This window comes from Stomatobaculum longum (assembly GCA_000242235.1).
GTDB lineage: Bacteria > Bacillota > Clostridia > Lachnospirales > Lachnospiraceae > Moryella > Moryella longum.
Genome location: JH590864.1, coordinates 24,261 through 48,961, shown reverse-complemented (window position 1 = coordinate 48,961; position 24,701 = coordinate 24,261). Strand labels below are relative to the sequence as shown.

At 51.0% G+C, this 24,701-nt stretch carries 25 protein-coding genes and 1 pseudogene; 1 reads left to right on the top strand and 25 read right to left on the bottom strand.

The genetic code is table 11. From position 1 onward, the window contains the following. Positions 1 to 58: 58 nt before the first annotated feature. The 18 genes and pseudogenes from HMPREF9623_RS11910 to HMPREF9623_RS08645 all read right to left on the bottom strand — a co-directional run bounded on the left by HMPREF9623_RS11910 (position 59) and on the right by HMPREF9623_RS08645 (position 13,533). Complete coding sequence (locus HMPREF9623_RS11910) at positions 59 to 832, bottom strand: DUF7768 domain-containing protein (RefSeq protein ID WP_009533532.1); 774 nt, start codon at positions 830 to 832, stop codon at positions 59 to 61. Positions 833 to 845: 13 nt separating this feature from the next. Beyond that, positions 846 to 1,715 (bottom strand): DUF6017 domain-containing protein, encoded by an 870-nt coding sequence (locus HMPREF9623_RS08720; protein ID WP_009533531.1) that lies wholly within the window; start codon positions 1,713 to 1,715, stop codon positions 846 to 848. Between the two features lie 201 nt (positions 1,716 to 1,916). Next, complete coding sequence (locus HMPREF9623_RS08715; RefSeq protein ID WP_009533529.1) at positions 1,917 to 2,975, bottom strand: DUF5688 family protein; 1,059 nt, start codon at positions 2,973 to 2,975, stop codon at positions 1,917 to 1,919. After that, positions 2,965 to 3,162 (bottom strand): hypothetical protein, encoded by a 198-nt coding sequence (locus HMPREF9623_RS08710; protein ID WP_040800260.1) that lies wholly within the window; start codon positions 3,160 to 3,162, stop codon positions 2,965 to 2,967. The genes HMPREF9623_RS08715 and HMPREF9623_RS08710 overlap by 11 nt, the downstream gene beginning before the upstream one ends. Before the next feature lie 157 nt (positions 3,163 to 3,319). Next, positions 3,320 to 3,721, bottom strand: a complete 402-nt coding sequence (locus HMPREF9623_RS08705; RefSeq protein ID WP_009533528.1) for a hypothetical protein — start codon at positions 3,719 to 3,721, stop codon at positions 3,320 to 3,322. Positions 3,722 to 3,752: 31 nt separating this feature from the next. Continuing rightward, complete coding sequence (locus HMPREF9623_RS08700; protein ID WP_009533527.1) at positions 3,753 to 4,067, bottom strand: hypothetical protein; 315 nt, start codon at positions 4,065 to 4,067, stop codon at positions 3,753 to 3,755. Between the two features lie 4 nt (positions 4,068 to 4,071). Beyond that, positions 4,072 to 4,611, bottom strand: a complete 540-nt coding sequence (locus HMPREF9623_RS08695) for a hypothetical protein (RefSeq protein WP_009533526.1) — start codon at positions 4,609 to 4,611, stop codon at positions 4,072 to 4,074. 126 nt (positions 4,612 to 4,737) lie between these two features. Beyond that, positions 4,738 to 5,661 (bottom strand): DUF6017 domain-containing protein, encoded by a 924-nt coding sequence (locus HMPREF9623_RS08690; protein WP_009533525.1) that lies wholly within the window; start codon positions 5,659 to 5,661, stop codon positions 4,738 to 4,740. Between the two features lie 53 nt (positions 5,662 to 5,714). Further along, positions 5,715 to 6,068, bottom strand: coding sequence for a replication initiator protein A (locus tag HMPREF9623_RS08685; protein ID WP_009533524.1), 354 nt, complete (start codon positions 6,066 to 6,068; stop codon positions 5,715 to 5,717). Next, on the bottom strand, positions 6,061 to 7,005 hold the full coding sequence (locus HMPREF9623_RS08680; RefSeq protein ID WP_009533523.1) for a ParB/RepB/Spo0J family partition protein: 945 nt from the start codon (positions 7,003 to 7,005) through the stop codon (positions 6,061 to 6,063). Before HMPREF9623_RS08680 ends, HMPREF9623_RS08685 begins: the two co-directional genes overlap by 8 nt. Then, a complete protein-coding gene (locus tag HMPREF9623_RS08675; protein WP_009533522.1) occupies positions 6,995 to 7,780 on the bottom strand; it encodes a ParA family protein in 786 nt (261 codons plus the stop codon). Before HMPREF9623_RS08675 ends, HMPREF9623_RS08680 begins: the two co-directional genes overlap by 11 nt. Before the next feature lie 13 nt (positions 7,781 to 7,793). Continuing rightward, complete coding sequence (locus tag HMPREF9623_RS11680) at positions 7,794 to 7,949, bottom strand: DUF6462 family protein (protein ID WP_195891220.1); 156 nt, start codon at positions 7,947 to 7,949, stop codon at positions 7,794 to 7,796. Positions 7,950 to 7,995: 46 nt separating this feature from the next. Then, positions 7,996 to 8,346, bottom strand: a complete 351-nt coding sequence (locus HMPREF9623_RS11905) for a DUF6462 family protein (RefSeq protein ID WP_242822170.1) — start codon at positions 8,344 to 8,346, stop codon at positions 7,996 to 7,998. Then, positions 8,343 to 8,630: a DUF6462 family protein gene (locus HMPREF9623_RS08665; protein ID WP_009533520.1), complete on the bottom strand. Its 288-nt coding sequence runs from the start codon at positions 8,628 to 8,630 to the stop codon at positions 8,343 to 8,345. The genes HMPREF9623_RS11905 and HMPREF9623_RS08665 overlap by 4 nt, the downstream gene beginning before the upstream one ends. 406 nt (positions 8,631 to 9,036) lie before the next feature. Then, positions 9,037 to 9,525, bottom strand: a pseudogene (locus tag HMPREF9623_RS08660) (lysine--tRNA ligase); the annotation flags it as partial. A gap of 563 nt (positions 9,526 to 10,088) precedes the next feature. Beyond that, on the bottom strand, positions 10,089 to 11,336 hold the full coding sequence (locus HMPREF9623_RS08655; protein WP_009533518.1) for an SLC13 family permease: 1,248 nt from the start codon (positions 11,334 to 11,336) through the stop codon (positions 10,089 to 10,091). A 42-nt stretch (positions 11,337 to 11,378) separates the two neighbouring features. Further along, positions 11,379 to 12,311, bottom strand: coding sequence for a hydroxymethylglutaryl-CoA lyase (locus HMPREF9623_RS08650; protein ID WP_009533517.1), 933 nt, complete (start codon positions 12,309 to 12,311; stop codon positions 11,379 to 11,381). A gap of 28 nt (positions 12,312 to 12,339) precedes the next feature. Continuing rightward, positions 12,340 to 13,533 (bottom strand): CaiB/BaiF CoA transferase family protein, encoded by a 1,194-nt coding sequence (locus HMPREF9623_RS08645; protein WP_009533516.1) that lies wholly within the window; start codon positions 13,531 to 13,533, stop codon positions 12,340 to 12,342. Positions 13,534 to 13,810: 277 nt separating this feature from the next. On the opposite strand from HMPREF9623_RS08645, the gene HMPREF9623_RS08640 reads away from it, so the two are divergent. Beyond that, entirely contained in the window at positions 13,811 to 15,649 is a 1,839-nt protein-coding gene (locus HMPREF9623_RS08640; RefSeq protein WP_009533515.1) for a sigma 54-interacting transcriptional regulator, read from the top strand. A gap of 130 nt (positions 15,650 to 15,779) precedes the next feature. Here the strand turns inward: HMPREF9623_RS08640 and HMPREF9623_RS12020 are convergent, their stop codons facing one another. From HMPREF9623_RS12020 to HMPREF9623_RS08605, 7 genes are all read right to left on the bottom strand, one after another. Then, positions 15,780 to 16,259, bottom strand: a complete 480-nt coding sequence (locus HMPREF9623_RS12020) for a DUF6462 family protein (protein ID WP_009533514.1) — start codon at positions 16,257 to 16,259, stop codon at positions 15,780 to 15,782. A 32-nt stretch (positions 16,260 to 16,291) separates the two neighbouring features. Beyond that, positions 16,292 to 18,187, bottom strand: a complete 1,896-nt coding sequence (lysS, locus tag HMPREF9623_RS08630) for a lysine--tRNA ligase (protein ID WP_408640651.1) — start codon at positions 18,185 to 18,187, stop codon at positions 16,292 to 16,294. A gap of 49 nt (positions 18,188 to 18,236) precedes the next feature. Then, positions 18,237 to 18,731: a transcription elongation factor GreA gene (gene greA, locus HMPREF9623_RS08625; RefSeq protein ID WP_009533512.1), complete on the bottom strand. Its 495-nt coding sequence runs from the start codon at positions 18,729 to 18,731 to the stop codon at positions 18,237 to 18,239. A 37-nt stretch (positions 18,732 to 18,768) separates the two neighbouring features. After that, on the bottom strand, positions 18,769 to 19,767 hold the full coding sequence (gene dusB, locus HMPREF9623_RS08620; RefSeq protein WP_009533511.1) for a tRNA dihydrouridine synthase DusB: 999 nt from the start codon (positions 19,765 to 19,767) through the stop codon (positions 18,769 to 18,771). Then, positions 19,764 to 20,102, bottom strand: a complete 339-nt coding sequence (locus tag HMPREF9623_RS08615) for a DUF6145 family protein (RefSeq protein ID WP_009533510.1) — start codon at positions 20,100 to 20,102, stop codon at positions 19,764 to 19,766. Before HMPREF9623_RS08615 ends, dusB begins: the two co-directional genes overlap by 4 nt. Positions 20,103 to 20,110: 8 nt before the next feature. After that, a complete protein-coding gene (gene pfkA / locus HMPREF9623_RS08610; protein ID WP_009533509.1) occupies positions 20,111 to 21,085 on the bottom strand; it encodes a 6-phosphofructokinase in 975 nt (324 codons plus the stop codon). Between the two features lie 98 nt (positions 21,086 to 21,183). Beyond that, positions 21,184 to 24,651: a DNA polymerase III subunit alpha gene (locus HMPREF9623_RS08605; RefSeq protein ID WP_009533508.1), complete on the bottom strand. Its 3,468-nt coding sequence runs from the start codon at positions 24,649 to 24,651 to the stop codon at positions 21,184 to 21,186. Positions 24,652 to 24,701: the final 50 nt, after the last annotated feature.

Genomic DNA, 24,701 nt, shown 5'->3' with positions numbered 1-24,701 from the left:
CCGGGCTCACCTCCTTCCCTGATTCCAGGCAAAAGAAAAGGCCAGCCAGAGGCGGCCCTCATTCATATCCAATCACACCTTCCAGGGATGTGACGATCACCTTTGCCTTCCTGGCGATGGCGATATCATCATTCACCTCGTCGTTCTGCTCCTTACCACAGATCACGAGAAATCTTGCCCTTCGAAGCAGATCCTCTGACATTTCTCTTCTGCGCTTATGGGATTCCGTATCCTCCGTGGAAAAGATCCCATCAAAGGCCAGTACCGGGCACAGAGGAAGATACCCTTCCCTGATCAGCTCACTGCAGTACTTCCTGGCTTCCTCCTTTGCGACCACCGGATTTTTGTCCCATGCCGCGGTCACATAGGCTCTTGGAATTGTTCTGCTCATACGATCCTCCTTAAAAAGTGTCAACGCAGAGAAAGTATCGCCCTCATCAACCAGAGTGACCATTCTTCCATCCATCATGTCCTTCACCTTATAAACCTCCTCATCAGTAAGTCCATGAAGCCGCTTTCCCTCCATCTTCAGCATCAACATACTGCCTACAAAAAAACGACTTTCCTCCAGGTCAAAGGCCTTATGGTCATTGAATATAACAAGGAAATCAATACCATCCGGTACATCCTCGAGTATGATTGATCCACTGCACTCGGAAGTAGCAAGTTCTCTCAAAATAGTGTCAGCTTCTCTAATATCTGTCAGCCTGAAATCGCCATTGGTTGCAATAATCAGGGCATGACGGTCTGCCCGGATAGCATTAACTGCCGCTTTGTTTTCTGTGAATCCATCCGTCAGGGGATCCAGTCTGATCTCAATGTGTTTACTCATTCCTTCATTCTCCTCAGATATTCCCTTCCGCCATGTCATGGTGGACAAGAGATTTGTAGTAGTTATTGATTGTCAGCGGCGCATTATAGAGTGCCGCCAACAGGTACTGCTTCATGTTCCGGACCAGAGTCGTATTTTCAAAAAGCCCTTTCAGAACGAATTCCAGATGGCTGGAATCAAGCTTCATAAAGCGGCTCTTCACAACCTCCGCCGGTCTCTGCTCTCCTGCAATGCCTATGGTCTTTCGACTGGTGCAGACGGTATCCAAAATGAGCTCCAGAATCTCATCGATGGCATCCGTGTCGTAGGGATACCGTTCCTTCATGAGCTCAATGGCAAGTGCATCCATGAAATATTCCCGGTACGCCTTCCTCTCTTCCATTCTGTTCTCGTCTCCAGAAGAGATAAGATCAGTATCGCTGTACTCAGTCTTAGTAATATCAGTATTATTTCCGTTCGATTTTCGTGACTCCAGACTCACGGAATTCGTGACCCCGGACTCACGATTTTCGTGATTCCGGAGTCCGGTTTTTCGTGAGCGGATAAAATTCTTCACATAGATCCGGTTCGGCTTGCAGAGCCCCTGTACTGTCCGCTCGATCAGCCGGTACCGTTCCAGCTCCTTCAGGAGCTTTGTCGCCTTCTCATTGGCGCAGAGCAGATCTGCCTGAATACTTTCCAATGTGTAGTAAATGTAGACCCTGCCCTGCTCATCGACCCACCGGTTCTTTGCGGACAATGAAACGCGGTCCAGAAGCAGTCCATACAGCACTTTGGCCGATGTGGAAATGCGTCTGAACCGCTCATCCGTAAACAGGACCTTCGGTATCCGGTAGAAGGCAAACTGCTCTGACTCTTCCTCATAAAAGTAGTCATAGTCCAAGAGATCACCTCTTCTATCCGCTTCTCCTTTTCTCCAGGATCTCTTTCATGCAGGGCCAGCAGAAGCATCTTCCCTTGCCATAACAGCAGGGATGCTCACAGTTCAGCGGGTATGGCGTCGGGGCTCCCTGAAGGAAGTTCCCACCGCCGTATCTGTTTTCCACAGGAATATGACCTGCAAAGATTACGGAAGTACTCATGTTCATAATGCTTTACCTCCGCGGCTCTTCCTGACCGCATCCTTCGCGGCTTTTTCCGGTGCCTCCTTTGCAGCTTCCTCCTTCTTTGCATTCAGCTGATCAATGAGAGATCCCCTGTCTTCTTCCGGTCCTGCAGCCTCCATTTCTGCCTGGCGCTCCTCGAATTTGTCCGCCGATTCGAAAATGTGCTCCTTGCTGTCGTAGTGATAGGCATGGTCCGTCAGAACGTCTTCCGGAGCAACCTCAGTGGCATTGACCTCCCTGATCATTGCTGCCAGATCCCTGGCATTCATTTCACCGGTATCCTTGACCAGAAGCACTTCATGAATACTGCTGGGAATGATGAAATAATCTCCGCCGAGCTTTTCAGCGGCATCCTCAAAGAAATTGGGATACGCAATGACAGCGGCTCCGTGGTTCTGGTCCGGTACGCCTGCCACAAACAGGATTTCATCCGGATCCGGCTCTAGTACAGGTCCGCCCTGCATTTCATTCAGCGTCTCCTCCATTCCCTTAATCTCCGCGGGGCGAATGAGTGGTGCATTTTTCATGGCGTCATTATGGAGCTGCTCATGTGTGATTCCGAACTTGTCCATCAGGTCATTGGTGACCAGAACCGTGCTGCTCGCATCTTTACTCGAATCAAGCACCAGGCGATAGACAACGGCGATGTCCTCCATCTGCTCATGCGGAACATTCTGAAGCATTCCTGCGTTCCGCTCCGCGGATACGACCTCCATGGCCAGCTTGTTCTTCATTTCAGCGTAGTTGGTAAGATCCGAAACCTGCAGTTTCGGCATATGTTCAAAGCTGCCTTTCAGTGATTCGGTAACTCCGGAAAGCACCTCGCTGTAATCTCTTCCTCTTTCCACTGCGTGGAAAATTTCATCGAGGTTCGCATTGACACCAATGCTACTTCCCTTCGGCGTAACACTTAATGCATCGTAGGAATCGTTCAGCTTCTCAATGTAATGTTCGCTGACATCGACCTCGATTTCCTGCTTCTGGAGATTGGTTTTGAGATCCTCTGCGAACGTTGCCTTAAACTGTTCATAATCCATCAGGCTGTTTTCCTTTCTCTTGTGCTTTGTCTGAAATCAGGTCGTCACCTGATTTCGGGCAAAAGAAAAGCGCCAGACCCGCGGCCATTCCGGTCACGAGCTGACGCTCATCAAAAGTCCCTATTTCATTCTTCTGCAAAAGAAAAACAAACGTGAGGTTCCTCGCCGCACCGGCGATTTCATTCACGTTTGTCTATGATAATAATAACAGTCCTAAAATCAGAAGTACAGTATCGATTGGTATCGTTTAGTATCGTTTGGTATCATTTTGGGGTTAATTAGGGTCACCTGCAATTGTGCCCATAAGCCACTGCTTTCGTATTTGTATGTCAAGCCTTTACCCTTCAAGGCACAGCCTTCGTTACCGTTTCCTCGATTGAATCGAAACATACGCTTCGAATAATTCGATTCCAGTAGCTTCTGTCTGCGACATTCCCACTAAGTACCTGATCGCACAGCTCATTCAATTTTGGCTTGCTAACGGCGCCGCTCGTCTCTGCCATCCAAAATATAAGTTCTCCACACTGAATTGTTTTATTGAATGGAGCCTCTGGCTTTTTATTATCAGACCATGAATGTATTAAATGCCAGTACTGACTTGGTGCCTCTATTCCCACACGTCTGGCATTAGATATATATTCTCCAGACGATTGCATGTAACCTCCACTGATTAATCTGTCGGTTATCGGATGGTCAGTATGCTCTTTATCAATATAAAATTTTCTTACCTGTCTATTGGTCATCATATGAAATCTCCTTCCATTCAGGCATTGGAATTTATATCTTGCTCAGCAGACCCTTAACAGCATAAATCCCTTCTACTCCCACATTAGTTATGAACGCCGGGACCGCACCTAAGGCTATTCCAAAGAAAAACATCGGCCAGAACTCCTTCACTGTTACGATACCAGAGGGGAGGCACAACAGACTTGCTACCACAAAAACGAATCCGATAATACCGCAAATCGTACAAAATACACCACCTCCGAAACAAATACAGGTTGCAATGAATGTCAGCACAATCTGGATGACTCCGATCACCATCTTCAGCGCAATATATAAAATCCATCCGATAATCTTCAAAATGATCATGATCTTATTTCCCTTCCATCTTCTTCTGATAGTCCATCAAAAGCTTCCTGATCTGCTCCCGGATCTCTGCTCTGTCCGAATCTTCCCCGGAATCACAGAAGAGATCCACGCAGAGCTTCAATGCATCTGCATTGCTGAGATCCTGTTTATCCCCATAGACTAAGTGAGCATAACTGGTTAGTCTGGCTATCGGTTTCATTTCCTCCAGGCCCCATTTGATAATCGTTCTGGCAAGAAAAGCCTTCTGTACGCCCCGCGTCATGTTCAGTTGCTGATTAATATCGTTTCTCAGTTTTTCATAGGTCTGATCATCTATCGTCAGATGGCTGATCGAGCTGTCATCGTCACTGAATCCTTCCGAGGAAAATTCATTTTCGATCCGGATCCGACTGATCCTCTCCCAATCGATTCCCGATTTCCGGGCTGCTGTATGTGACGCCCAGCGAAATCCCGGATTTTTTTCCTGATATACCTCTGGAGCGTTCCTGTTCAAATAGTCAATCGCAGCTTTCTCATAGGCCTTTAACTTTATTGGGATATCCATGGCGCACCTCATAGAATTATCTTTCTATATTACTGTTTGTTACGTTATATTACTGCTCTTCACTGTCATCATACTCTCTTGCCAAGGTACTGTCAATTACGTTTTAATACGCCATATAATTTCCACTCAGACCACCGGATGCATCATGTCGTAATTGACCTCTGCCTGATAGTAATTCCCGATGGTCGCCGGAGCATTAAAGAGCGCCGCCAGGAGATATTTCTTGATGTTGCACACCCTGGTCGTGTTCTTCTTCATTCTGTCCAGCACATACTCCACATGGTCACACCGGAGCTTCAGGAATCTGGACCGTACCAGCTCTGCCGGATAACTGTCCCTTGCTATGCAGATCCGGTCCTTCTGGGACAGAACCGTTTCCAGGATCAGCTCATAGATTTCCTCCACGTTGTCCTGCTCATAAGGGTAACGCTGAAGGAGAGACGGGTAATCGATATTGTCCTTGATCAGCTCTGAGTATCCAGCGACATCTGTCTGTGGCGTCTTATCCACATCCACAGATCGGATCAGATAAGAGGTCTTACTAGACTCAGTATTATTAATATTATTCTTATTCGGGTCCCCTTTCGGGACTCCTAGAGGTTTACTTTCGGGACTTCCAGAAGTTTGATTTTGGGACTTCTGGAAGTTTGAAATATAAACTTCTGAACCGCTTTTTCCATCTCCCTTCCAGAAGTTTTTCACGTAGATCAGCGCCGGTTTTCCCTGCCCCGGACGCTTTCTCTCGATGAGCCCGATGCCTGTTTTCTCATCCAGCTCGGACATGATCTTCACCGCTTTATTTCTGCCGATTCTCAGAAGACTCATGGTATCTTCAATGGAAAAGTAGATATAGACACGGCTTTCCGCATCTATCCAGCCATTCTTCGCTGACAGGGACATCCGATCCAGCATCAGACCGTAAAGCATCTTGGCATCATTCGAGACCTTTTCGAAATAATCACTCGTGATCAGGAGCTTCGGCACCCGATAGAAAGTGAGCATTTCTGATTCTTTCCCGGTAAAATAACCGAACCTGATTTGATCATCCATTCGTTTATCGCTCCTTTCCGCTTCGATTCAGAAGTGCAGAATCTGCACTTCTGCTACCGGGATTCCACAATGAAATTCTTGACATAGATGCAGTTCGGCTTGCCATTTCCCTGCTTCTTCCGTTCCACCAGACCGACCTTTTCCAATTCGGAGAGATTGTCCATGATCTTCCTCCGGGACAGGTTCAGGTCCTCCTGGATCTCATTGACCGGATAAATGATATAGGCCTTGCCTTCCTCATCGAGCCAGTGATTCTGGAAGGACTTAGACATCCGGTCTAGGAGCATTCCGTAGAGCACCTTGGCCTGCAGGGACAGGCTGTTAAAGTAATCCTCCGTGATCAATGCCCTGGGGATCCGGATAAAGCTGAACTGCTCGGACTGGTTGACCTCGATATAATCAAACATCCGCACCCTCCCGTCTGTTCTTCCAGTCATCCAGCAGAGAGAAGATGATCTCCTGCCGCTTCTGCATGGTGTAATTCTTCGGGAAGTACTGATCCAGCTTCTTCCTCGTGAAGCTGATCCTTCCTGCTTCCTTGATTTCCGGCTGAACGGAATTCAACAGCTGCTTCAATGTGTACTCGGTGGCATTCTCCAGATTGGTCTGGTTCTTCAGAACCTGGATCTGCTCCTTGGTCATGGCTCCCGTTTCCTTGTAATTTACATAGATGGCATGCTGAATCTCCTTGCTGAAGTAGGAGATCTCAACTGCCAGAGTAATGGCCAGATGCTTGTTGTCTACCATGTCCAGCAGCTCCGGGATCAGCTCGGTCAGACGGATATAATTCTGAACCTGTCTGCCCTTCAGCCCGAAGGATTCACCAACCTCCTCCCTGGTCTTCTTATTCAGAGTGTCTGCATCCTCTGACTTGTGGCACTCACTGCCACAAGTTCCATTCTCAAGATCTGCCCGGTAGCCCTGCCTCCTCATGGCATCCATCTTCATCTTCAGTGAGAAAGCCCTCTCGCTTGGCAGGATTTCCTCTCGCTGCATATTGGCATCGACCATGGCAATGGTTGCTTCATCATTGGTCATTGGCTTGATGATAGCCGGAATGGTGGCCAGGCCTGCCAGCTTTGCCGCATGCATTCTGCGGTGACCGGAGATCATTTCATAGGTTCCTTCATCATCCGGTCTCACCAGCACCGGAACAATCACTCCGTTATCCCTGATGCTCTGGACCAGGTCAGACATCTTGTCGTCATCCACTACCTTGAAGGGATGATTCTCAAAGGGATAGATCTGGTCAATCCGGATCTCGGTCGTTGCGTCCTTTGTTACCGGAGCGCCAAGCAGCTCCTCAACGGTCTCAAAATGAATCTTTTCTCTCTTAGCAGCCATGCTTCAATACCTCCTGTGTCAGTGCAGAATATGCGGATGCAGCCTTTCCCTTGGGATCGTAGTCATAGATGTTCTTGGCAACCATGCTTGTCTCAGATGCCCGGACGGAAATCGGGATCTCCGTGGAGAATACCGGAATGGACTTGCCATAAGCCTCATTCACTTCCTCAATAATTTCCTTCGCATAAAGAGTCCTGCGGTCCACCATGGTGAAGAGGATCCCCTCGATGGAAAGTCTGCTGTTCAGCCTCCGCTTCACGGTGTAGATAGTCTTGATCAGCTGTTGAAGGCCCTTGACCGGAAGATAGGCAGCCTGGACCGGCACCAGAACGGAATCTGCAGATGCCAGGGCATTGACGGTGAGGATTCCAAGGGACGGCATACAGTCGATTAGGATGAAGTCGTACTTCTCCCTGGCCTGCTCAATGTAATATCGAAGAACCAGCTCCCGGCTCATGGCATTCACCATGGAAACCTCCACAGCGGAAAGCTGTATATTGGAAGGAAGCAGATCCATATTGTCAGAGACATGGATGATCCCAAGCCCCTCCGGGATGTCCTCATCGTTCACGACTCTGGAGATAATGTCTGCGACAGAAGCTTCCAGCTTGTCCGGCTCCCGATAGCCAAGGCTTAATGTAAGAGATGCCTGCGGATCCAGGTCCACCAGCAGGACCTTCTTTCCTGCAGAGGCCAGCCCTGCTCCAAGATTCATGACAGAGGTCGTTTTGCCGACCCCTCCCTTCTGATTTGCAACTGCGATTACTTTGCTCATATTTTTCCTTCCCTCATGCATCACGGAATGAATCAATATACTTGTTCAGAATCTCCGTATCGATCATGACGATGCGGCCGATCCGTATTGTCGCTCCGGCTTCCTTGGCAAGCCTCTGAATGGTATTCATGCCCAGGCAGTAATACGCCCTAGCCTCCCGATATCTCATATACTTGCTCTGCCGGATCTTCGTATTCCTGATCTCCTGTACCTTTTCAGAGATTCCGGCGATCTTTTGCTGGTTCTTCGCCAGTCTCTGCTTCTCCTTCTCCTTCTCCTGCTCCTGGATATAGGCCATCACTTCCTGGTAAGTCAGTCTCGCCTTCATCTGCCAGCTCCTTTCTGTACTGTTCCCTCAGATATTCCTCAAAAACATCCCTTCGGATCCTGACGAACCGGGTGCCAATCTTATAGACAGCTCCTGCATCCTGGGCAAGCCTGGTCATTACCTTTTCTGTCAGATCGTAATAATCACAGCCCTCCCGGTAGGTTATGAAGGATTTCTGGGCGAAGAGGATATCCCAGTCATCCATCCGGTCCGAATACATCCAGATCGTCCCGCTCATTTCTTCCACCTGCTGATCTTCGGTGCAGCCTTGCCTTTCGTCTTGGGCGGCTGACGGAACTGCTCCAGGTATTCATCGAAGATATCCCGGTTGATGAGCACGTATCCGTCGATTCGGTAAAGTGCTCCTGCATCATCGGCAAGCTCCAGGAGCTTTTTATGCTGAATGCTGTAAACGATCTCTGCTTCCTTGTATCTCAGGTATTTCTTCCGGAGCTTCCTGGATTCCTCTCGGACCTGCTTTCTCCTTGCTACGCTGTAATAGTCATCTTTCTCTGTTTCCATTGAACTTCCTCCTTGTGTTCTGTCTGTTTACTGATTCAGGTGTGAAACTGGTGAAACCGTGGGTGCTCTACGGCGGTGCATCTCGAAAAGCTTCGCTTTCCTCGATGTCGCGCTGTCGCGCTATAGATCTGTTCGCAGAAGCCGTCTTGCGTGAGCAAGCTCCCGCCGACGTCTCTGCTCCATATCTGCACCGCTCGTAGAACACGCAAAAAGAAGCCGCCCCTCTTAAAATTTCTTTTAAGAAAAGCGACTCCTTGAGAAGTCTAATGACTATTCAATTCTGCAACTTGTTGACACCGCCTGTCACAAAGTGACTTCAGATGGGTTTTTGTGGTCAGATTGTTGTAAATCGGCCACTACAACACATTTTTTGAACTCAATTTGTTGTCAGGCTCAGCGCCAATTCTCAATACAACTTCGCACCTGCCGGGATGTGGTTGTCCACCATCAGAAGGTGAAGCTCCTCATCCTCCGAATCCTTGTAGTTGCTTACTGCGGACAGAAGCATACCACAGGAATCGATGCCCATCATCTTACGAGGGGGCAGATTTACGATTGCAATCAAAGTCTTTCCGATCAGCTCTTCAGGCTCGTAGTATGCGTGAATACCGCTTAAAATCGTGCGGTCTGTGCCAGTTCCGTCGTCCAGTGTGAACTGAAGCAGCTTCTTGGACTTCGGTACTGCCACGCAGTCCTTAACCTTTACAGCTCTGAAATCAGACTTGGAGAAGGTATCAAAATCAACCTGCTCTTCGAACAGAGGCTCGATTTTTACATTGCTGAAATCGATCTTCTCGTTCGGTGTGAAGAACCCGGTCTTGGACTCCTCTTCCTTGCCTTTTTCCTCATGGCCTACAGTGTTAGACGTCTTTTGTGACTTGAGTGTCGGGAATATACTTCCGATTCCTTTAACATTACCTAAAACCGCTTGTTATAGGGCTTTCCAAGATTCCGAGCTAAGTTCTCATTCTATGTTATGGCCTATTATGATGTGCCATACCCAATGGATTTGTTGTCAATTTGTTGTAACTTTCCAAAGTTGTTACAGAGGTGATCTGATTTTCGGCTTATCCTCCTATTCATGCGCAATCGTCGTCGACCGGGACAAATCATGGCCTAACATCGCAGTCAATTACAATCGCTACGAAACCCAACACATCGGAAACACCATTCCATGCCCCAATCTCCTACTATTATAGAAGAAACCGGGATTGAATCCGAACGCTTTCATGTTAGGATTTCTGACCTCGGCTTCCTGTTGTCACCTGAAGTTTTTAATGCCCTTGTAAGCCTCAAAACATGTGGATTAGGCTGAATCTCTTTCACATATCATAGCTACATATGCGAGCTTCCTCGCTCTTCTGTATCATCCGAAAAAGCGAAGCCAATGGCATTACCCATTGGCCTCGCTTCTATATGGCAAAAGATTAAATTGTCCAGTAGTCCGGAGGAAGTATCTTATCCCAGAATACTGTACAGTCCTAAAAGTGCCGCAAGTACAAGAAGGAAAAGGCACACTGCCGATACAGCAAACAAGGTCAGAAATAGCTTGTTCTCCTTCTCTTTATCGAAATCAGGATCGGAGGAAGCAGCAGCCATAATCAATCCGCCACCGGTGGATGCGGGGCTGAGACCGGCAAACGATGCTGTAAGGCACATAATGCTGATTAATCCAACCGGAGAAACTCCGACATTGGTTGCAACGCTTCCTACTGTCGGGATCATTGTCGGCCAAACAACACCGATGGCCGAACTGAACCACGACATAATTCCTGCAGTCAAACCTTGGATTGCGGTAGCTGTTTTAGATGTCATAACCGATGCAAGTGCATTGGAAAGTAGCTCTACGCCACCAACGGAAATCACAATGTTCATCAGCATGCCGAAACCCGTAACCATAAGCAAAGTCGACCACGAAATTGCCTGAAAGACCTTTTTCTCATCAGCGGCTCCAACCAGAATAAGAAAAATTCCGATTGCAAATGCCAGAAGACCGACATTGCGCTTGAAAAATGCGGAGCCGACAATAAGTACAGCAAAACCTGCAAGCGTAAGCAACTGTTTTGAGTTGAAGTGCGGAATGCTCTCTCGCTCAGCAACGGCCTCCGATTTTTTCTCTCTTCTGAACCAGAAATACGTAGCCAAAGCAAGAATAATCGTCGTAATGGTTGCATATATCAATACATCAATCTCATAACCTTGAATTCCCTGCGGCGCGGCAAGTTCTCTGATCAGTGCCGACTCGGGCGTTATCGGAGAAAATCTCCCTGCGAAAGACCCCATCTCTCCGATAATAGCCAACATGGTTGAGCTATATCCTGTGGTTTTGGCAAGCGGCAAGGACAGTGCAGCAACAATACCCAACGCAGGCACACATCCGGGACCGATTGCTGCAATCCCATAGCCAATCAGATATAACATAATCGGCGCAATGAATGCATGTCCTCCGGAAAGGCGTAACACCTTTTTAGCTAAGAGTTCCAGTGAACCATTCGTAATTCCGACGGCACACAGAAAAGAAACACCCAGCAACATGATGAACAAACCGGAAGAAAATCCTTTTATAACATCCTTATCTGTTGCACTGATGAAGCTTGCAAAGATTGTGACTGCCAAAATAGCAATCAAACCAACGTTCATCTTGCGGAAAAAACCAATCAAGATTGCTGCAATTAAGACAGCAAGAGAAATTAATGCGATGTTCATTGTACATTCCTCTCATAAATGTAGACTTGTGAACAACAAGTATCAGGACTTCTGCGGGAGGGGAATCAAATCATAAATCGTGTTTTTTACAAGAAGGTTAGCCCCTGAGTAACTTCCTTGAATTTCTGAGTGCTCTTCCTTAGCTAATGCAAGAATATCTTTAAAAGAAATTCCTGTATCAATACCCATTTCCTCAAACATGAAAACCAGATCTTCCGTAGCTGTGTTGCCCGAGGCCCCCGGCGCAAACGGGCAGCCTCCGAGTCCTCCTAAGGTAGATTGAATTCCGTCTGCTCCGGCTTTCCACCCCTCTAGAGAACAAGCAATTCCCATTCCGCGGGTGTCATGAATATGCAACTCAAGGCGAGCATCCGGGAACGCCTCTTTCATCGCGCACGTAAAAGTGGCAACTTGTGCGGGATCGGACTGCCCGACAGTATCGCAGAGATTAAATGTTCTCACCCCCATGTCATAAGCCCGTCCGCAGAACTCAACCACAGCCGATGCAGAGCGTTGCTTTCCCTCAAACGGACAGCCAAACGCTGTTGCGACATCAAGAACAACCTCCATATCGCTCAGATTTTCAATTATCTTTCGAAGTTCCTCAAAGCTCTGGTCGTGCGTCTTGTTTACGTTTGCCATATTATGGCTTTTGCTCAAGGAAATAACCGTGTTAACTTTACGGAGTCCGGCCTCATGAGCGTTTTGCGCCCCTCTAAAATTCGGAACAAGCGCAAAGAGATCCAAGTTGGGATGACGTTCAACAATAGTACTTGCAACCGTAGCCGCATCTTTCATCTGCGGAATCGCCTTGGGACTCACAAAACTGGTAATCTGTAAATGCTTGAGACCGGCAGCAATCAACTGTTCGATGTAATAAATCTTCCGATCGGTCGGCAGATAGCTGCAGAGATTCTGAAAGCCATCGCGAGGACCGACTTCAATGATGTCAATCGTTTGTTTCTTCTCACTCATAACAAATCTCCTTGTAATTCCTGCGCTGTCAGATGATTTTCTTGGCTCTGAGTTCCTCAATTTCCTTGGAACTGAGATCGGCATAAGTGCTGAAAATCATGTCGTTGTCCTGTCCTAATGTAGGAGCAGGTTCCTCCGGATCGGCCGGGCAATTGGTAAATTTCAGCGCATTGTTGGTAGTCGGTACTCCACCGATTCCGGGTTGCTGAATGACAGGGAACATTTTTCTTGCACCGGCAATCTGAGGATCTTTTACGATGCGGTCGATGGTATTAATCGGTGTCGAAGGAACTCCGACTTTATTGAGTCTGTCCGCAATTTCATCAATCGTAGACTTCGAGGTCCACGTCTCTATTATTTCTTTCAGCGCTGTGTGGTTTTTGACTCGATCCGATACAGTGAGAAATCTCGGGTCATTCTTCAACTCAGGCATTCCCATTTCTTCACAAAGCGTCGCATAGAGCTTGTCATTACCGGCACCGATGATGACATCGCCATCAGATGTACGGAAGGAATCATACGGGTAAGTGGATTCGTAACGATTACCGATACGAGTTGGTATACGTCCCTCATTGAGGTAAATCATGTTGATATTCTGCATTGCGGAAACAACTGCATCGACCAACGCAACATCAACCTTTTCACCTTGTCCTGTCTTATTTTTGTGGTTTAAAGCTGCCAAAATTCCGATTGTCAGATTTAAACCACCCAGAACATCTCCCATCGGAGTTCCCGTTCTAGTAGGTGAGCCGCCTTCCCATCCGGTCGTGCTCATAAGACCACCGGCTGCTTGACCGATAATGTCGTATCCGGCACGCTTGCTGTAAGGTCCGGTATGACCAAATCCTGATACTGCCCCATAAATAAGTCCCGGATTTACCTTCTTCAATTCATCGTATCCGAGATGCAACTTTTCCATGGTTCCAGGACGATAGTTTTCAATCAGGATGTCTGCTTTCTTGACCATCTTGAGGAATATTGCACGCCCCTCCTCTGTCTTAAGGTTCAGGGTACATCCCTTCTTTCCTCTGTTCAGTCCCATGTAATAGCAACTTTCTCCGCCTGCAAAGGGACCATAGGCCCTGCTGTCATCCCCCTTTCCTATCATTTCCACCTTGATGACCGTTGCTCCCATGTCTGCAAGCAACATGCCGCAATACGGACCTGCGAGAACTCTTGTCAGATCCAGAACAACTGTGCCACTCAATAATCCTTGTGCCATCGTGCTCCTCCTTATCTTCTGCTTTACGGTTTGTCTGTCCTTTTGCACATTGAGAACATAACAGCTTGGCAAAAAGATAGCATACGTTTTCCATAGCAACAATAAAGCCCAAAACCTCTCTATCTTCGCCTATAAACGTTTCATATCTTTGATTTATTTTTAAATTGAAACATTTTATGCTAAAATCAAACTGTTTCTAACGGGTGTCAACCAACGCTATGGTCGTAAAACCACAAAACAAGCAAAAAGAAATTTGATTTGGTGGGAGAAAGTGCAAATGAACAGCTATAAGATTTGTTTTCTGGGATACCCGGGTCTTACTGAAATGGCAAAAAAGACCATTGAGGACATGAAACTTTCAGATACCGAGTTCATGTTGCGAGATTGTACTCCCGGAACTTTAAGAGAAGTGCTCGGCGAGGCCGTCAGCAACGGATTTGAGGTATTTGTCGGGGGTGGAAGTAACTATGCCAAATTTAAGCAGATCAGTACCTTGTATATTCAGGAGCTACAGGTAACTGAAATCGACTATCTTATTGCACTAAAAAAGGCAGAATCATGCGGACACAATCCTGCCATCGTTTTGTATAAATACAGTCAACCCGTCGACATTTCCCTGTTATCACAGCTATTGGGAAAGGATGTCGGATTACTGGTATATGAGGATATACTGGAACTGCGTGATTTAATTGAAAAATCAGTGTATGACGTTCTGATCGGTACGACTGTCGTGCGGGACTATGCGCTACAATGCGGTCGGCAATATGTACTTGCATATACCGGAGATAAGACAATACGAAGTGCAATCATGCGTGCCAGAAATACAGCGGCATTTATCAGAAAGGAACAGCGTTTTTCAACCATCAATCGTGCGCTTATTCAAGACACAAATATTGGGATTATCATCAGCAATGAAAACGGATATATAACAATGATTAATCGCAAAGCGGAAGAATATCTGGGGGTTGATTCAGGTGTTGCCAAAGGAAGATTGTTGGCAGAATTGCAGAAAAACTTGGTTCCGCGCGCTCAAAGAGCTTCTGAATTTTTTTGTGTTATTCAAGGAGTTCGTCTCCGTTGTACACAACAAGTACTGCTCGTAAAAGGTGAATTGATTGGACATTTTACGACTCTGAGAATAGATAATTCCAGACTCGCCACCTTACAGAAGGAAAAACTTGCATTACAGACCGAACTTGCTTATCAATGGCACGATATGATTACCGAATCTTCAGTTATGAAGAAGGCTATCAACTACGGAAAAACAATCTCCGATTCTACATTACCCTGTGCCATCGTCGGAGAGCAGGGAACACATAAAAAGTTATTTGCCGAGTGCTTGCATTCCGGCAGCACTCGCGCAAAAAAGCCACTATTAATATTGAATCTCTCGACTATTTCCGTTAACGACGCAGGGCGCCATTTACTGGGCTGCAGTGATCCTATGGAGCCGCACACCGGTCTATTGGAAATGGCAAATGGCGGAACCGTTGTTTTGCGCAATCTTAATCACTCAAATCCTGCCGTGCAGTCGTGTCTTCTTGACGCAGTAACATACCATCAGATTACTCCTACCGGGGGATACAAAAAGATTGGTTTAGACATCCGCTTTGTAACAGTTATTGATACCCCCATTGACATGGGGGAGATTAACACAGGTCTTTTTAGCTTACTCACAACTCAAATAATCAATGTCCCGGCAATACGTGACCGAAAAGAGGATATCGTTCCCTTGTTCGAACGAGAGATAGAGCTATGTACCAATAAGCCGCTTCGATTGAAGCGTTTTGAACGCGCTACGAGCCTCCTACGTTGGTATGAATGGCTTGGGAATTTATCTGAGATTCAAGCCGCAGCCTCAAGACTTGCTTCTATGCACTTAGAGACATCCAATTTGACTCAGTCATCGGTTTATAGGGCTGTGATAGACTCTATCGGGAAAGAAAAGCTAATCCAACAAGCAACAGATTACTACGAAGCATCCGACAAAAGCGATGAGGCATTTGCATTGATGGTAAATAATATGTGCGATTATGCCGGAATGACACTTGCAGAAGTCGCTGATCAGTTGGGAATGAGCCGTACAACACTCTGGAGAAAAATGGGAGAAAAATAATCTCCCTCATAGGCAAATGGTGACTCAACGTCCGCCACTGAGGGGTGGGGGCTGAGTCACCATTCTCCGTTTTCCCGTATGCTCTGCACCGACTCCACGCTCTTTTCAAGCCTTGTGATGGTCTTCTCCGTCAGGCGATAATAGGCGATTCCCTCTGCATAGCGGAAAAAGCTGTGCCGCACAAATTCAATATCCTCATCATCCAATTGGTCTGAATACATCCACAGCTTACCGCTCGTTTCTCGGTCTCCTTTTGGGCGCGCTCCGCTTTACCGAGGCCCCGCTTTCCGATTCCTTTGTTACTCTCGTGAAAGTTCTCGAGAAACGCCTCGAAGATATCGCGATTGATCAGCACAGTCCCGTCAATGCGATACAACGCCCCCGTCCGATCCGAGAGCTCTATTAACTTGCGGTGTGAAATGCTGTAGACCACTTCTGCCTCTTGATAGCGGAGAAACTTCTTTCGAAGCTTCTCCACTTCCTCCCTGACTTCCCTTGTACGACCGATCTCCCTGTACTCCTGTCTTATAAGATTCTCCTTTTCTTCGTTGTTCGCGTTCTCCCACATAAAAAGAGAGATACGCTTCCTCAGATTGTTCTGAATCGGCATACCTCTCTCGGTATGTTTTAGTTTTCCATTTTTTAGTACAGCTTCGCCCCCGCCGGGATGTGGTTATCTACCATGAGAAGATGAAGTTCTTCCTCCCCATTGCGCTCATTGACCGCAGAGAGCAACATGCCGCAGGACTCGATGCCCATCATGGGGCGCGGCGGCAGGTTCGTGATTGCAATCAGGGTCTTTCCGATCAGCTCTTCCGGCTCGTAGTAAGCGTGAATGCCGCTTAAAATCGTGCGTTCCGTGCCGGTTCCGTCGTCTAAGGTGAACTGCAGGAGCTTCTTCGACTTCGGCACTGCCTTGCAGCCCTTTACCTTGACCGCGCGGAAATCGCTCTTCGAGAAGGTCTCGAAATCCACCTGATCCTCGAACAGGGGCTCGATCTTAACCCCGCTGAAATCTATCTTCTCGTTCGGGGTAAAGAAGCCGCTTGCCTCTTCCGCCTTGCCCTCGCTCTCGCCATGTGCTTCTTTGTTCTCGGCCTTCATGGTCTTCATGGTCGGGAACAGCAGAACATCGCGGATGGCCGGGCTGTCGGTGAGGAGCATCACCAGACGGTCGATGCCGTAGCCGATACCGCCAGTCGGCGGCATGCCGACATTCAGCGCGTTCAGGAAGTCCTCGTCCGTGTGGTTTGCCTCTTCATCGCCCGCCGCTGCCAGTGCGTCCTGCGCCTTAAAGCGCTCGCGCTGGTCAATCGGGTCGTTCAGCTCGGAGTAGGCGTTGCACATCTCTCTGCCGTAGATAAAGAGCTCAAAGCGCTCCACATAGTCCGGGTTGTTCGGCTTCTTCTTCGTGAGCGGCGAAATCTCAATCGGGTGGTCGGTCACGAAGGTCGGCTGAATCATGTGCTCCTCGCAGAAGGTCTCAAAGAAGAGGTTCAGGATGTCGCCTCTCTGATGTCTCTCTTCGAATGCGACACTCTTCTCCTTCGCAACAGCTCTCGCCTCTTCGAGGGTCTCAATCGTCGCGAAATCGACGCCGCTGTACTCCTTGACCGCCTCGGTCATCGTGATACGGCGGAAGGGCTTCTCGAGGTCAATCTCGGTGCCGCTGTACATAATCTTCGCGCTGCCGTTTACCTCGCGCGCCACGTGGCGGAACATGTCCTCGGTGAGATTCATCATGCCCTCGTAGTCCGTGTACGCCTGATAGAGCTCCATCAGCGTGAACTCCGGGTTGTGGCGGGCATCCAGGCCCTCGTTCCGGAACACGCGTCCTATCTCGTAGACGCGCTCCAGGCCGCCGACAATGAGGCGCTTTAAGTAGAGCTCCAGGGAGATGCGGAGCTTCACATCCTCGCTCAGCGCGTTGTAGTGGGTCTCAAAGGGACGCGCCGCCGCGCCGCCCGCATTCGATACGAGCATCGGGGTCTCGACTTCCATGAATCCTCTGTCATCCAAGTATCTCCGGATCGAGGAGATAATCTTGGAGCGCTTCACGAAGGTCTCGCGCACCTCCGGGTTCATGACGAGGTCGATGTAGCGCTGACGGTAGCGCTGGTCGGTGTCGGTGAGGCCGTGGAACTTCTCCGGGAGCGGCTGCATGCTCTTCGTGAGCAGGGTCAGCTCCTCCGCGTGAATCGAAATCTCACCTGTCTTGGTCTCAAACACCTTGCCGCGAACACCGATGATATCGCCGATGTCGTACTTCTTAAACTGCGCATACGCCTCTTCGCCGACCGCATCGCGCGCCACATAAATCTGAATGTCGCCGCTCAGATCGCGAACCGCGCAGAAAGACGCCTTGCCCATGATGCGCTTACTCATCATGCGGCCTGCGACCGAGACTTCCGTGTCCTTAAGCTCATCAAAATGCGCCTTGATTTCCGCGGCGTGGTGGCTCTGCTCGTAGGTCGTAATCTCAAACGGGTCCTTGCCCGCTGCCTTTAACTCGTTCAGCTTGTCAAGGCGCACCTGCATTAAGCGGTGCACATCTTGCTGCTCCTGCGCTTCGCTGTTCTTCTTCAGCTCACTCATCGCTGCTCTCCTTTGTAATACTGAGTACCCGATAAGAAAGATCTCCGGCCGGAAGTTCGACCGTGACCTGCTCTCCGACTTCCTTGCCGAGTAACGCCGCGCCGAGCGGCGACTCATTGGAGATGCGGCCCTCCATCGAGTCCGCCTCCTCGTTGCCGACAATCTTAAATGTGAGCTCTTCGTCCTCGTCGATGTCAAGCACCTTCACGAGGCTGCCGATGCCGACCTTGTCGATCGGCGTCTCCTCGGTCACATAGACCTCCGCGTGCTTTAAGAGCTCCTCGAGCTCGCCGATTCTCGCCTCGATGTCGCGCTGCTCGTCCTTCGCCGCATCATACTCTGCGTTCTCCGAGAGGTCGCCCTGCTCTCTTGCCTCTTTGATTTTATCGGCAATTTCCTTGCGCTTATTGACGCGCAGATCCTGCAACTCTTCCTCATAGCGCTTTAACCCTTCCTGGGTCAAAACATTCTTTTTGATTTCCGCCATGGCGAACCTCCTTGGTTAAATAAAAACAGTCATACTATTATAAAGAAGTACATTCCGCCGTGTCAAGGCGATTCGCCGCCTGAAAGGCACTCTCCAGAATTTCGAGGAGTACTTCCTGAGACTCCGCTGTGTTAATCGCATGTCTCCACTTTGCCGCATTCGGAAAACCGTGCAGGTACCAGGCAAAGTGGCTTCTGAGTTTCCGCACCGCCATGCGCTCGCCGTCCGCTTCTACCTCTAGGACAAGGTGGCGCCGCATGACGGCAAAGCGCTCTTCGATGTCCGGCGGCGGCAGAGTTTCGCCCGTCTCCAGATAGTGCTGTATTTCCCGGAAAATCCAGGGATTGCCCTCGGCCGCCCTGCCGACCGCAATGCCGTCGCAGCCGGTCTCCCGCAGCATGCGCGCCGCACTCTCGCCGCTCACAACGTCACCGTTTCCGATGACCGGAATCGAGACTGCCTCTTTGACCTGCCGTATGATGTCCCAGTCTGCGGTTCCCGCGTAGTACTGTTCTCTCGTCCGGCCGTGTACGGTGAGCATCGCGGCACCGGCAGCCTCTAAGCGCTTTGCGAGTTCCGGTGCGTTCTTCTCTTCCTCAGTAAAGCCGGCGCGCATTTTCACGCACACCGGCTTTTTACTTTTTTTTGCCATTGCGGCAATGATTTCCGCGGCGAGTTCCGGCTTCGTCATGAGTTTCGAGCCGTCGCCGTTATTCACGATCTTCGGCATCGGGCAGCCCATGTTGAAGTCGATCAGGGCAAATGCAGAGCGCTCCGAGAGTGCCTCCGCCGCCTCCGCGCAGATTTCCGGCTCCGAGCCGAAGAGCTGCACCGCGAGCGGCCTGTCGCCCTCACAGCTCTTTAAGAGTTCTTCGGTCGCCTTGTTCTTATAGTGCAGCGCCTTCGCACTGACCATCTCGGTGACTGCGAGCTCCGCGCCCTGCTCGCGGCAGAGCAGACGAAACGGAAGGTCGCTGACGCCTGCCATCGGCGCGAGCATGAGCCCGTTCCGCAGTACAAGTTCTCCGATTCTCAAATCTTCTCCCCCAGAAAAACAACGCGGTAGTAAAGCTCCAGTTCCTCGAGAAGTTCCTGGTGGTCAAAGCGCGCTCTGCCTATCTTCATGCCGCTCGCAATGTCATCGAAGAGATAGTCGCCGTCCTCGGCACTCGCCTTAAATAAGAGGTTTCCCGCCTCGTCGAATTCGAGCGTCAACACGCCGCCCGCCTCCTCCGTGATGCTCACGCAGAGAATCTGCAGCTCGCGTTTGATGCTCTCGGGGAGCTTTTGAAACGCCGGATTCAGATAAAACTTCTGCACATAGGAATTCGCGCCGCAGAGAACGGTATTTTCCGCTGTATGTTCCGCCATAAGCCTCCTCAGCGCGTCAGCTTTGCGGAGAGTTCCAGCTGGTACGCCGGAATGTCCTTCTTCATGCGGAGCGCCTCTTCAATGTCAAAATCACAGAACTCGCCGTTCCGGTAAGCGACCAGGCGGTTTGACTTGCCCTCGGCGAGCAGGTCCACGGCTTTGGAGCCCATGATCGAAGCGTAGAAGCGATCCTTACAGGAAGGCGAGCCGCCGCGCTGCATGTAGCCAAGAATGGTCGCGCGGGTCTCAATGCCGGTCGCTGCCTCAATGCGCTTTGCCATGGAGCTCGAGTGCCCTATGCCCTCGGCATTGATGATGATGAAGTGCTTCTTGCCGCGCTTCCGGCTCGCAATGATGTGATTTACGATTTCCTGCTCGTTGCCGTCATAGTGCTCGGGAATCAGAATCGCGTCGCTGCCGGTCGCAATGCCGCTCCAGAGCGCAATATAACCCGCGTGGCGTCCCATGACCTCGATGATCGAGCAACGCTCGTGCGAAGTACTCGTGTCGCGCACCTTATCGATCGCGTCGATTGCGGTGTTGACCGCCGTGTCAAAGCCTATCGTGTACTCGGTGCAGGCAATATCGAGGTCAATGGTCCCCGGCACACCGATCGTATTGATGCCGAGCTTCGAGAGCTTGCCCGCACCCTTAAAGGAGCCGTCGCCGCCGATGACCACCACACCGTCGATGCCGTGCTTTTTGCAGATCTCCGCCGCCTGGCGCTGGCCTTCCTCGGTCACCATCTCCATGCAGCGCGCCGTATAGAGGATGGTGCCGCCGCGGTTGATGATGTCCGCGACGCTGCGCGCATTCATGTCGATAAACTCCTCATCGAGCAGGCCGGAGTAACCTCTCATAATGCCCTTTACCTTCATGCCGTAGTGCAGCGCGGTGCGAACCACCGCGCGGATTGCCGCATTCATACCGGGGGCATCGCCGCCGCTCGTCAAAACACCAATGGTCTCAATTTTCTTTGCCATAACAGGAACCTCCTCACTGTTCCCCACGCGCGCTGCGCCTCGCAGTGCGCCTTTGTTTCTCGTGAAAACTATAACACAGCGCCCCTGCTTTTACAATTTCAGAGGCTCTGCTTCACGGTCGTCTTCACATTTTCCGCGCCGAACGCTGCGCGAAGCGCTTGCAGCAACTCTTCTTCGGCCGCGACACGCCAGTCCCGCCCGAGCTGTATAATTTTTTTCTCCGCCCTGCAGTAAATCTTGACCGTATCCTGTCCCTCGCTGTTGCCGAGCGCAAGTAAAAGGTCGCCGCGCTTCTCGCGAAACTCGTTCTCATCCGCAAACTGCAGCCAGAGCGTGCGCTGTCCCGTGCCGAAGACGGACAGCCGCTCACAGATCAGTTTTCCCGCCACCTCATCGCCGCTCAGCGTGACCCGGCCGGAGAGAAAAAGCTTCGCGTCCGGCGTCAGGAGCTCCCGATAGCGCTCATAGGCTCTCGGGAAGAGCAACACCTCGACCGTGCCGACCAGGTCTTCTATGGTGAGAAAGGCCATCGTATCGTTGTTCCGCGTGATTTTGGTCGTGACATTTGTGAGCACGCCGCCGATTACGACCTGCTCGTGGTCCGAGAGCGCCGCGCTGCCGCTCTCATCGTCCACGAGGAAGTCAACCGTCTTTGCGGTCACTGTCTTCTCCCAGAGCTCGCGCACATCGTCGAGCGGGTGCCCGCTCAGATAGACGCCGACCGTCTCCTTCTCGAAGGCGAGAAGATCTTCCTTCCGGAATTCCTCGACCTCCGGCAGCGCTGTCCGGAGGCTCTCGCGTGCCTCCTCGCCGAGGAAGTCAAAGAGCGAGACCTGCCCCGCAATCGCATTCTTCTGCTTTGCCTTCTTGTCGAGCAGTTCGGGAATCAGTAAGAGCTTCTGTCTCCGGTTTCCCGGCATCGAATCCAGCGCCCCGGCCTTCACAAAGCTCTCGAGCGTTCGCCGGTTCGCCTCCTTGTTGGAGAGTCGCTCGATAAAATCTTCGAACGAGCGGAACGCGCCGCCTGCCTCCCGCTCCCGTACAATCTCCTCGCTCACGCCGGTGCCGACCGCGCGGATTGCCGAGAGACCAAAGCGGATTCCGTCCCCCGAGACCGAGAACACAGACTGCCCGTCGTTCACATCCGGCGGCAGAATCGGAATGCCCATCTGGCGGCAGACCAGAATGTACTCGGCAATCTTACTGCTGTTGTCGATGACCGAAGTCATGAGCGCCGCCATAAATTCCTTCGGGTAATAGTGCTTTAACCAGGCCGTCTGGAAGGAGACATACGCATAGCAGGCCGCATGGCTCTTATTGAACGCATAGTTCGCAAAATCCATCATCTCGTCGAAGAGGTGATTTGCGACTTCCTCGCTGATGCCGTTGTTCACACAGCCGCGTATGCCCTCGTCCTCGTTGCCGTAGACAAAGTTTTTCCGCTCCTCGCGCATCACGGACTCTTTCTTTTTGCTCATCGCGCGGCGCACCAGATCCGAGCGCCCCCAGGTGTAGCCCGCGAGGTCTCGCACAATCTGCATGACCTGCTCCTGGTAAACCATACAGCCGTACGTCGGCTTGAGTATCGTCTCAAGCTGCGGGCACTCGTACCGCACCTCTTCCGGGTGATTCTTGCCTTCCAGATAGCGCGGGATAAAGTCCATCGGACCCGGGCGGTACAGGGAGATGCCGGCGATGATGTCCTCGAGCGTGGCCGGTTTTAACTCCTTCATGAAGTTTTTCATGCCCGCACTCTCGAGCTGGAAGATGCCCTCGGTGTTGCCGCTCCCGATGAGCGCCATGACTTCCGGATCGTTAAAATCGATGCCGAGCATGTCGATCGGCTTTCCGCTCCGCTTCTCTGCCTCCGCAGCCGCATTCTGAATCACAGTCAGCGTCCTGAGGCCGAGGAAGTCCATCTTTAAGAGCCCCAGCTCCTCTAAGGTGTTCATGCCGAACTGGGTCGTAATCGAGCCATCGGCGCCCCGCGCGAGCGGCACATACTCTTCCGCCGCCTTCTTCGAGATAACCACGCCCGCCGCATGGATCGAGGCGTGGCGCGGCAGCCCCTCGAGCCGTCTTGACATATCAATCAAATGGCGCACACTCTCATCGCCCTCATAGAGCGCGCGGAGCTCTTTCGACTGCACCAGGGCCTTGTCGAGCGTCATCTTTAAGTCGTTCGGAATCAGCTTCGCAATCTGGTCGCAGCGCGCATAGGGGAGATCCAGCACGCGCCCCACATCGCGCACCACTCCCTTCGCCGCGAGCGTACCGAAGGTGATAATCTGCACAACCCGCTCTTTTCCGTACTTTCTGCCGACATAGTCTATGACTTCCTGCCGTCTCTCGTAGGCGAAGTCCACGTCGATATCCGGCATGGAGACACGCTCCGGGTTCAGGAAACGCTCAAAGACCAGCTGGTATTTTTCGGGGTCGATGTCGGTGATGCCGAGGCAGTACGAGACCACCGAGCCCGCCGCCGAGCCGCGCCCCGGCCCCACACCGATGCCGTGCTCCTTCGCATAGTGAATGTAGTCCCAGACAATGAGGAAGTAGTCCACATAGCCCATGCGGCTGATGACGCCGAGCTCCTCTTCCATGCGCGCCCGGAGTGCCGCCGGCTCTTCCGGGTAGCGCGCCCGGAAGCCCTCTTCCGAGAGCGCGCGCAGATAGCTCTCGGCGTCCGGATAGTCCGCCGGGACATCGTACGCGGGGAGCTTTAACTCATGAAAGCGTATCTCGACCTCGCAGCGCGCGGCGATTTTTGCCGTGTTCTCAAGTGCCTCCGGCACCGCCGCAAAGAGAGCACGCATCTCCTCCTCGGACTTTAAGTAGTACTGTCCGCCCTCATAGCGCATGCGGTCCGCATCGCTCGCCTTCTTGCCGGTCTGGAGGCAGAGCAGCAAGTCGTGCGCCTCCCAGTCCTCCGGGTTCGTATAGTGAATGTCGTTGGTCGCAATCAGCGGGATTCCCGTCTCGCGGGATAGGCGGATTAACTGCTGATTCACCGCCTTCTGGACGCTGAGCCCGTGGTCCTGGAGCTCGAGGAAAAAGTTCTCTTCGCCGAAAATGTCGCGGTAGCGGAGCGCTGCCTCCTTGGCGTCCTCATAGCGGTTCACCGCGAGATTTCGCGCCACCTCGCCCGCTAAGCAGGCGGAACTCGCAATGATGCCCTTCGAGAACTCGCGCAGGGTCTCAAAGTCGACCCGCGGCTTATAGTAAAAGCCGTCGACAAAGCCCCGCGAGACAATTTTCGTTAGGTTCTCATAGCCCTCGTTGTTCTCCGCGAGCAGGATCAAATGGTAATAGCGCGCCTCGCCCTTTTTGTTGTCCCGGTCAAAGCGGGAACCCGGCGTCACATAAATCTCACAGCCGAGTATCGGCTTAATGCCTGCCGCCTTTGCCGCCTTGTAAAAATCAATGACGCCGTACATGACGCCGTGGTCGGTCACCGCGAGCGCTGTCTGCCCCAGATCCTTTGCGCGCTGAATAAGCTCCGGAATTTTTCCCGAGCCGTCGAGCAGTGAGTACTCCGTGTGTACATGCAAGTGTGTAAATGCCACTGAAAACCTCCGAATCTCTTTCTGCGGCAACAAGAAAAACCGGGCGAATT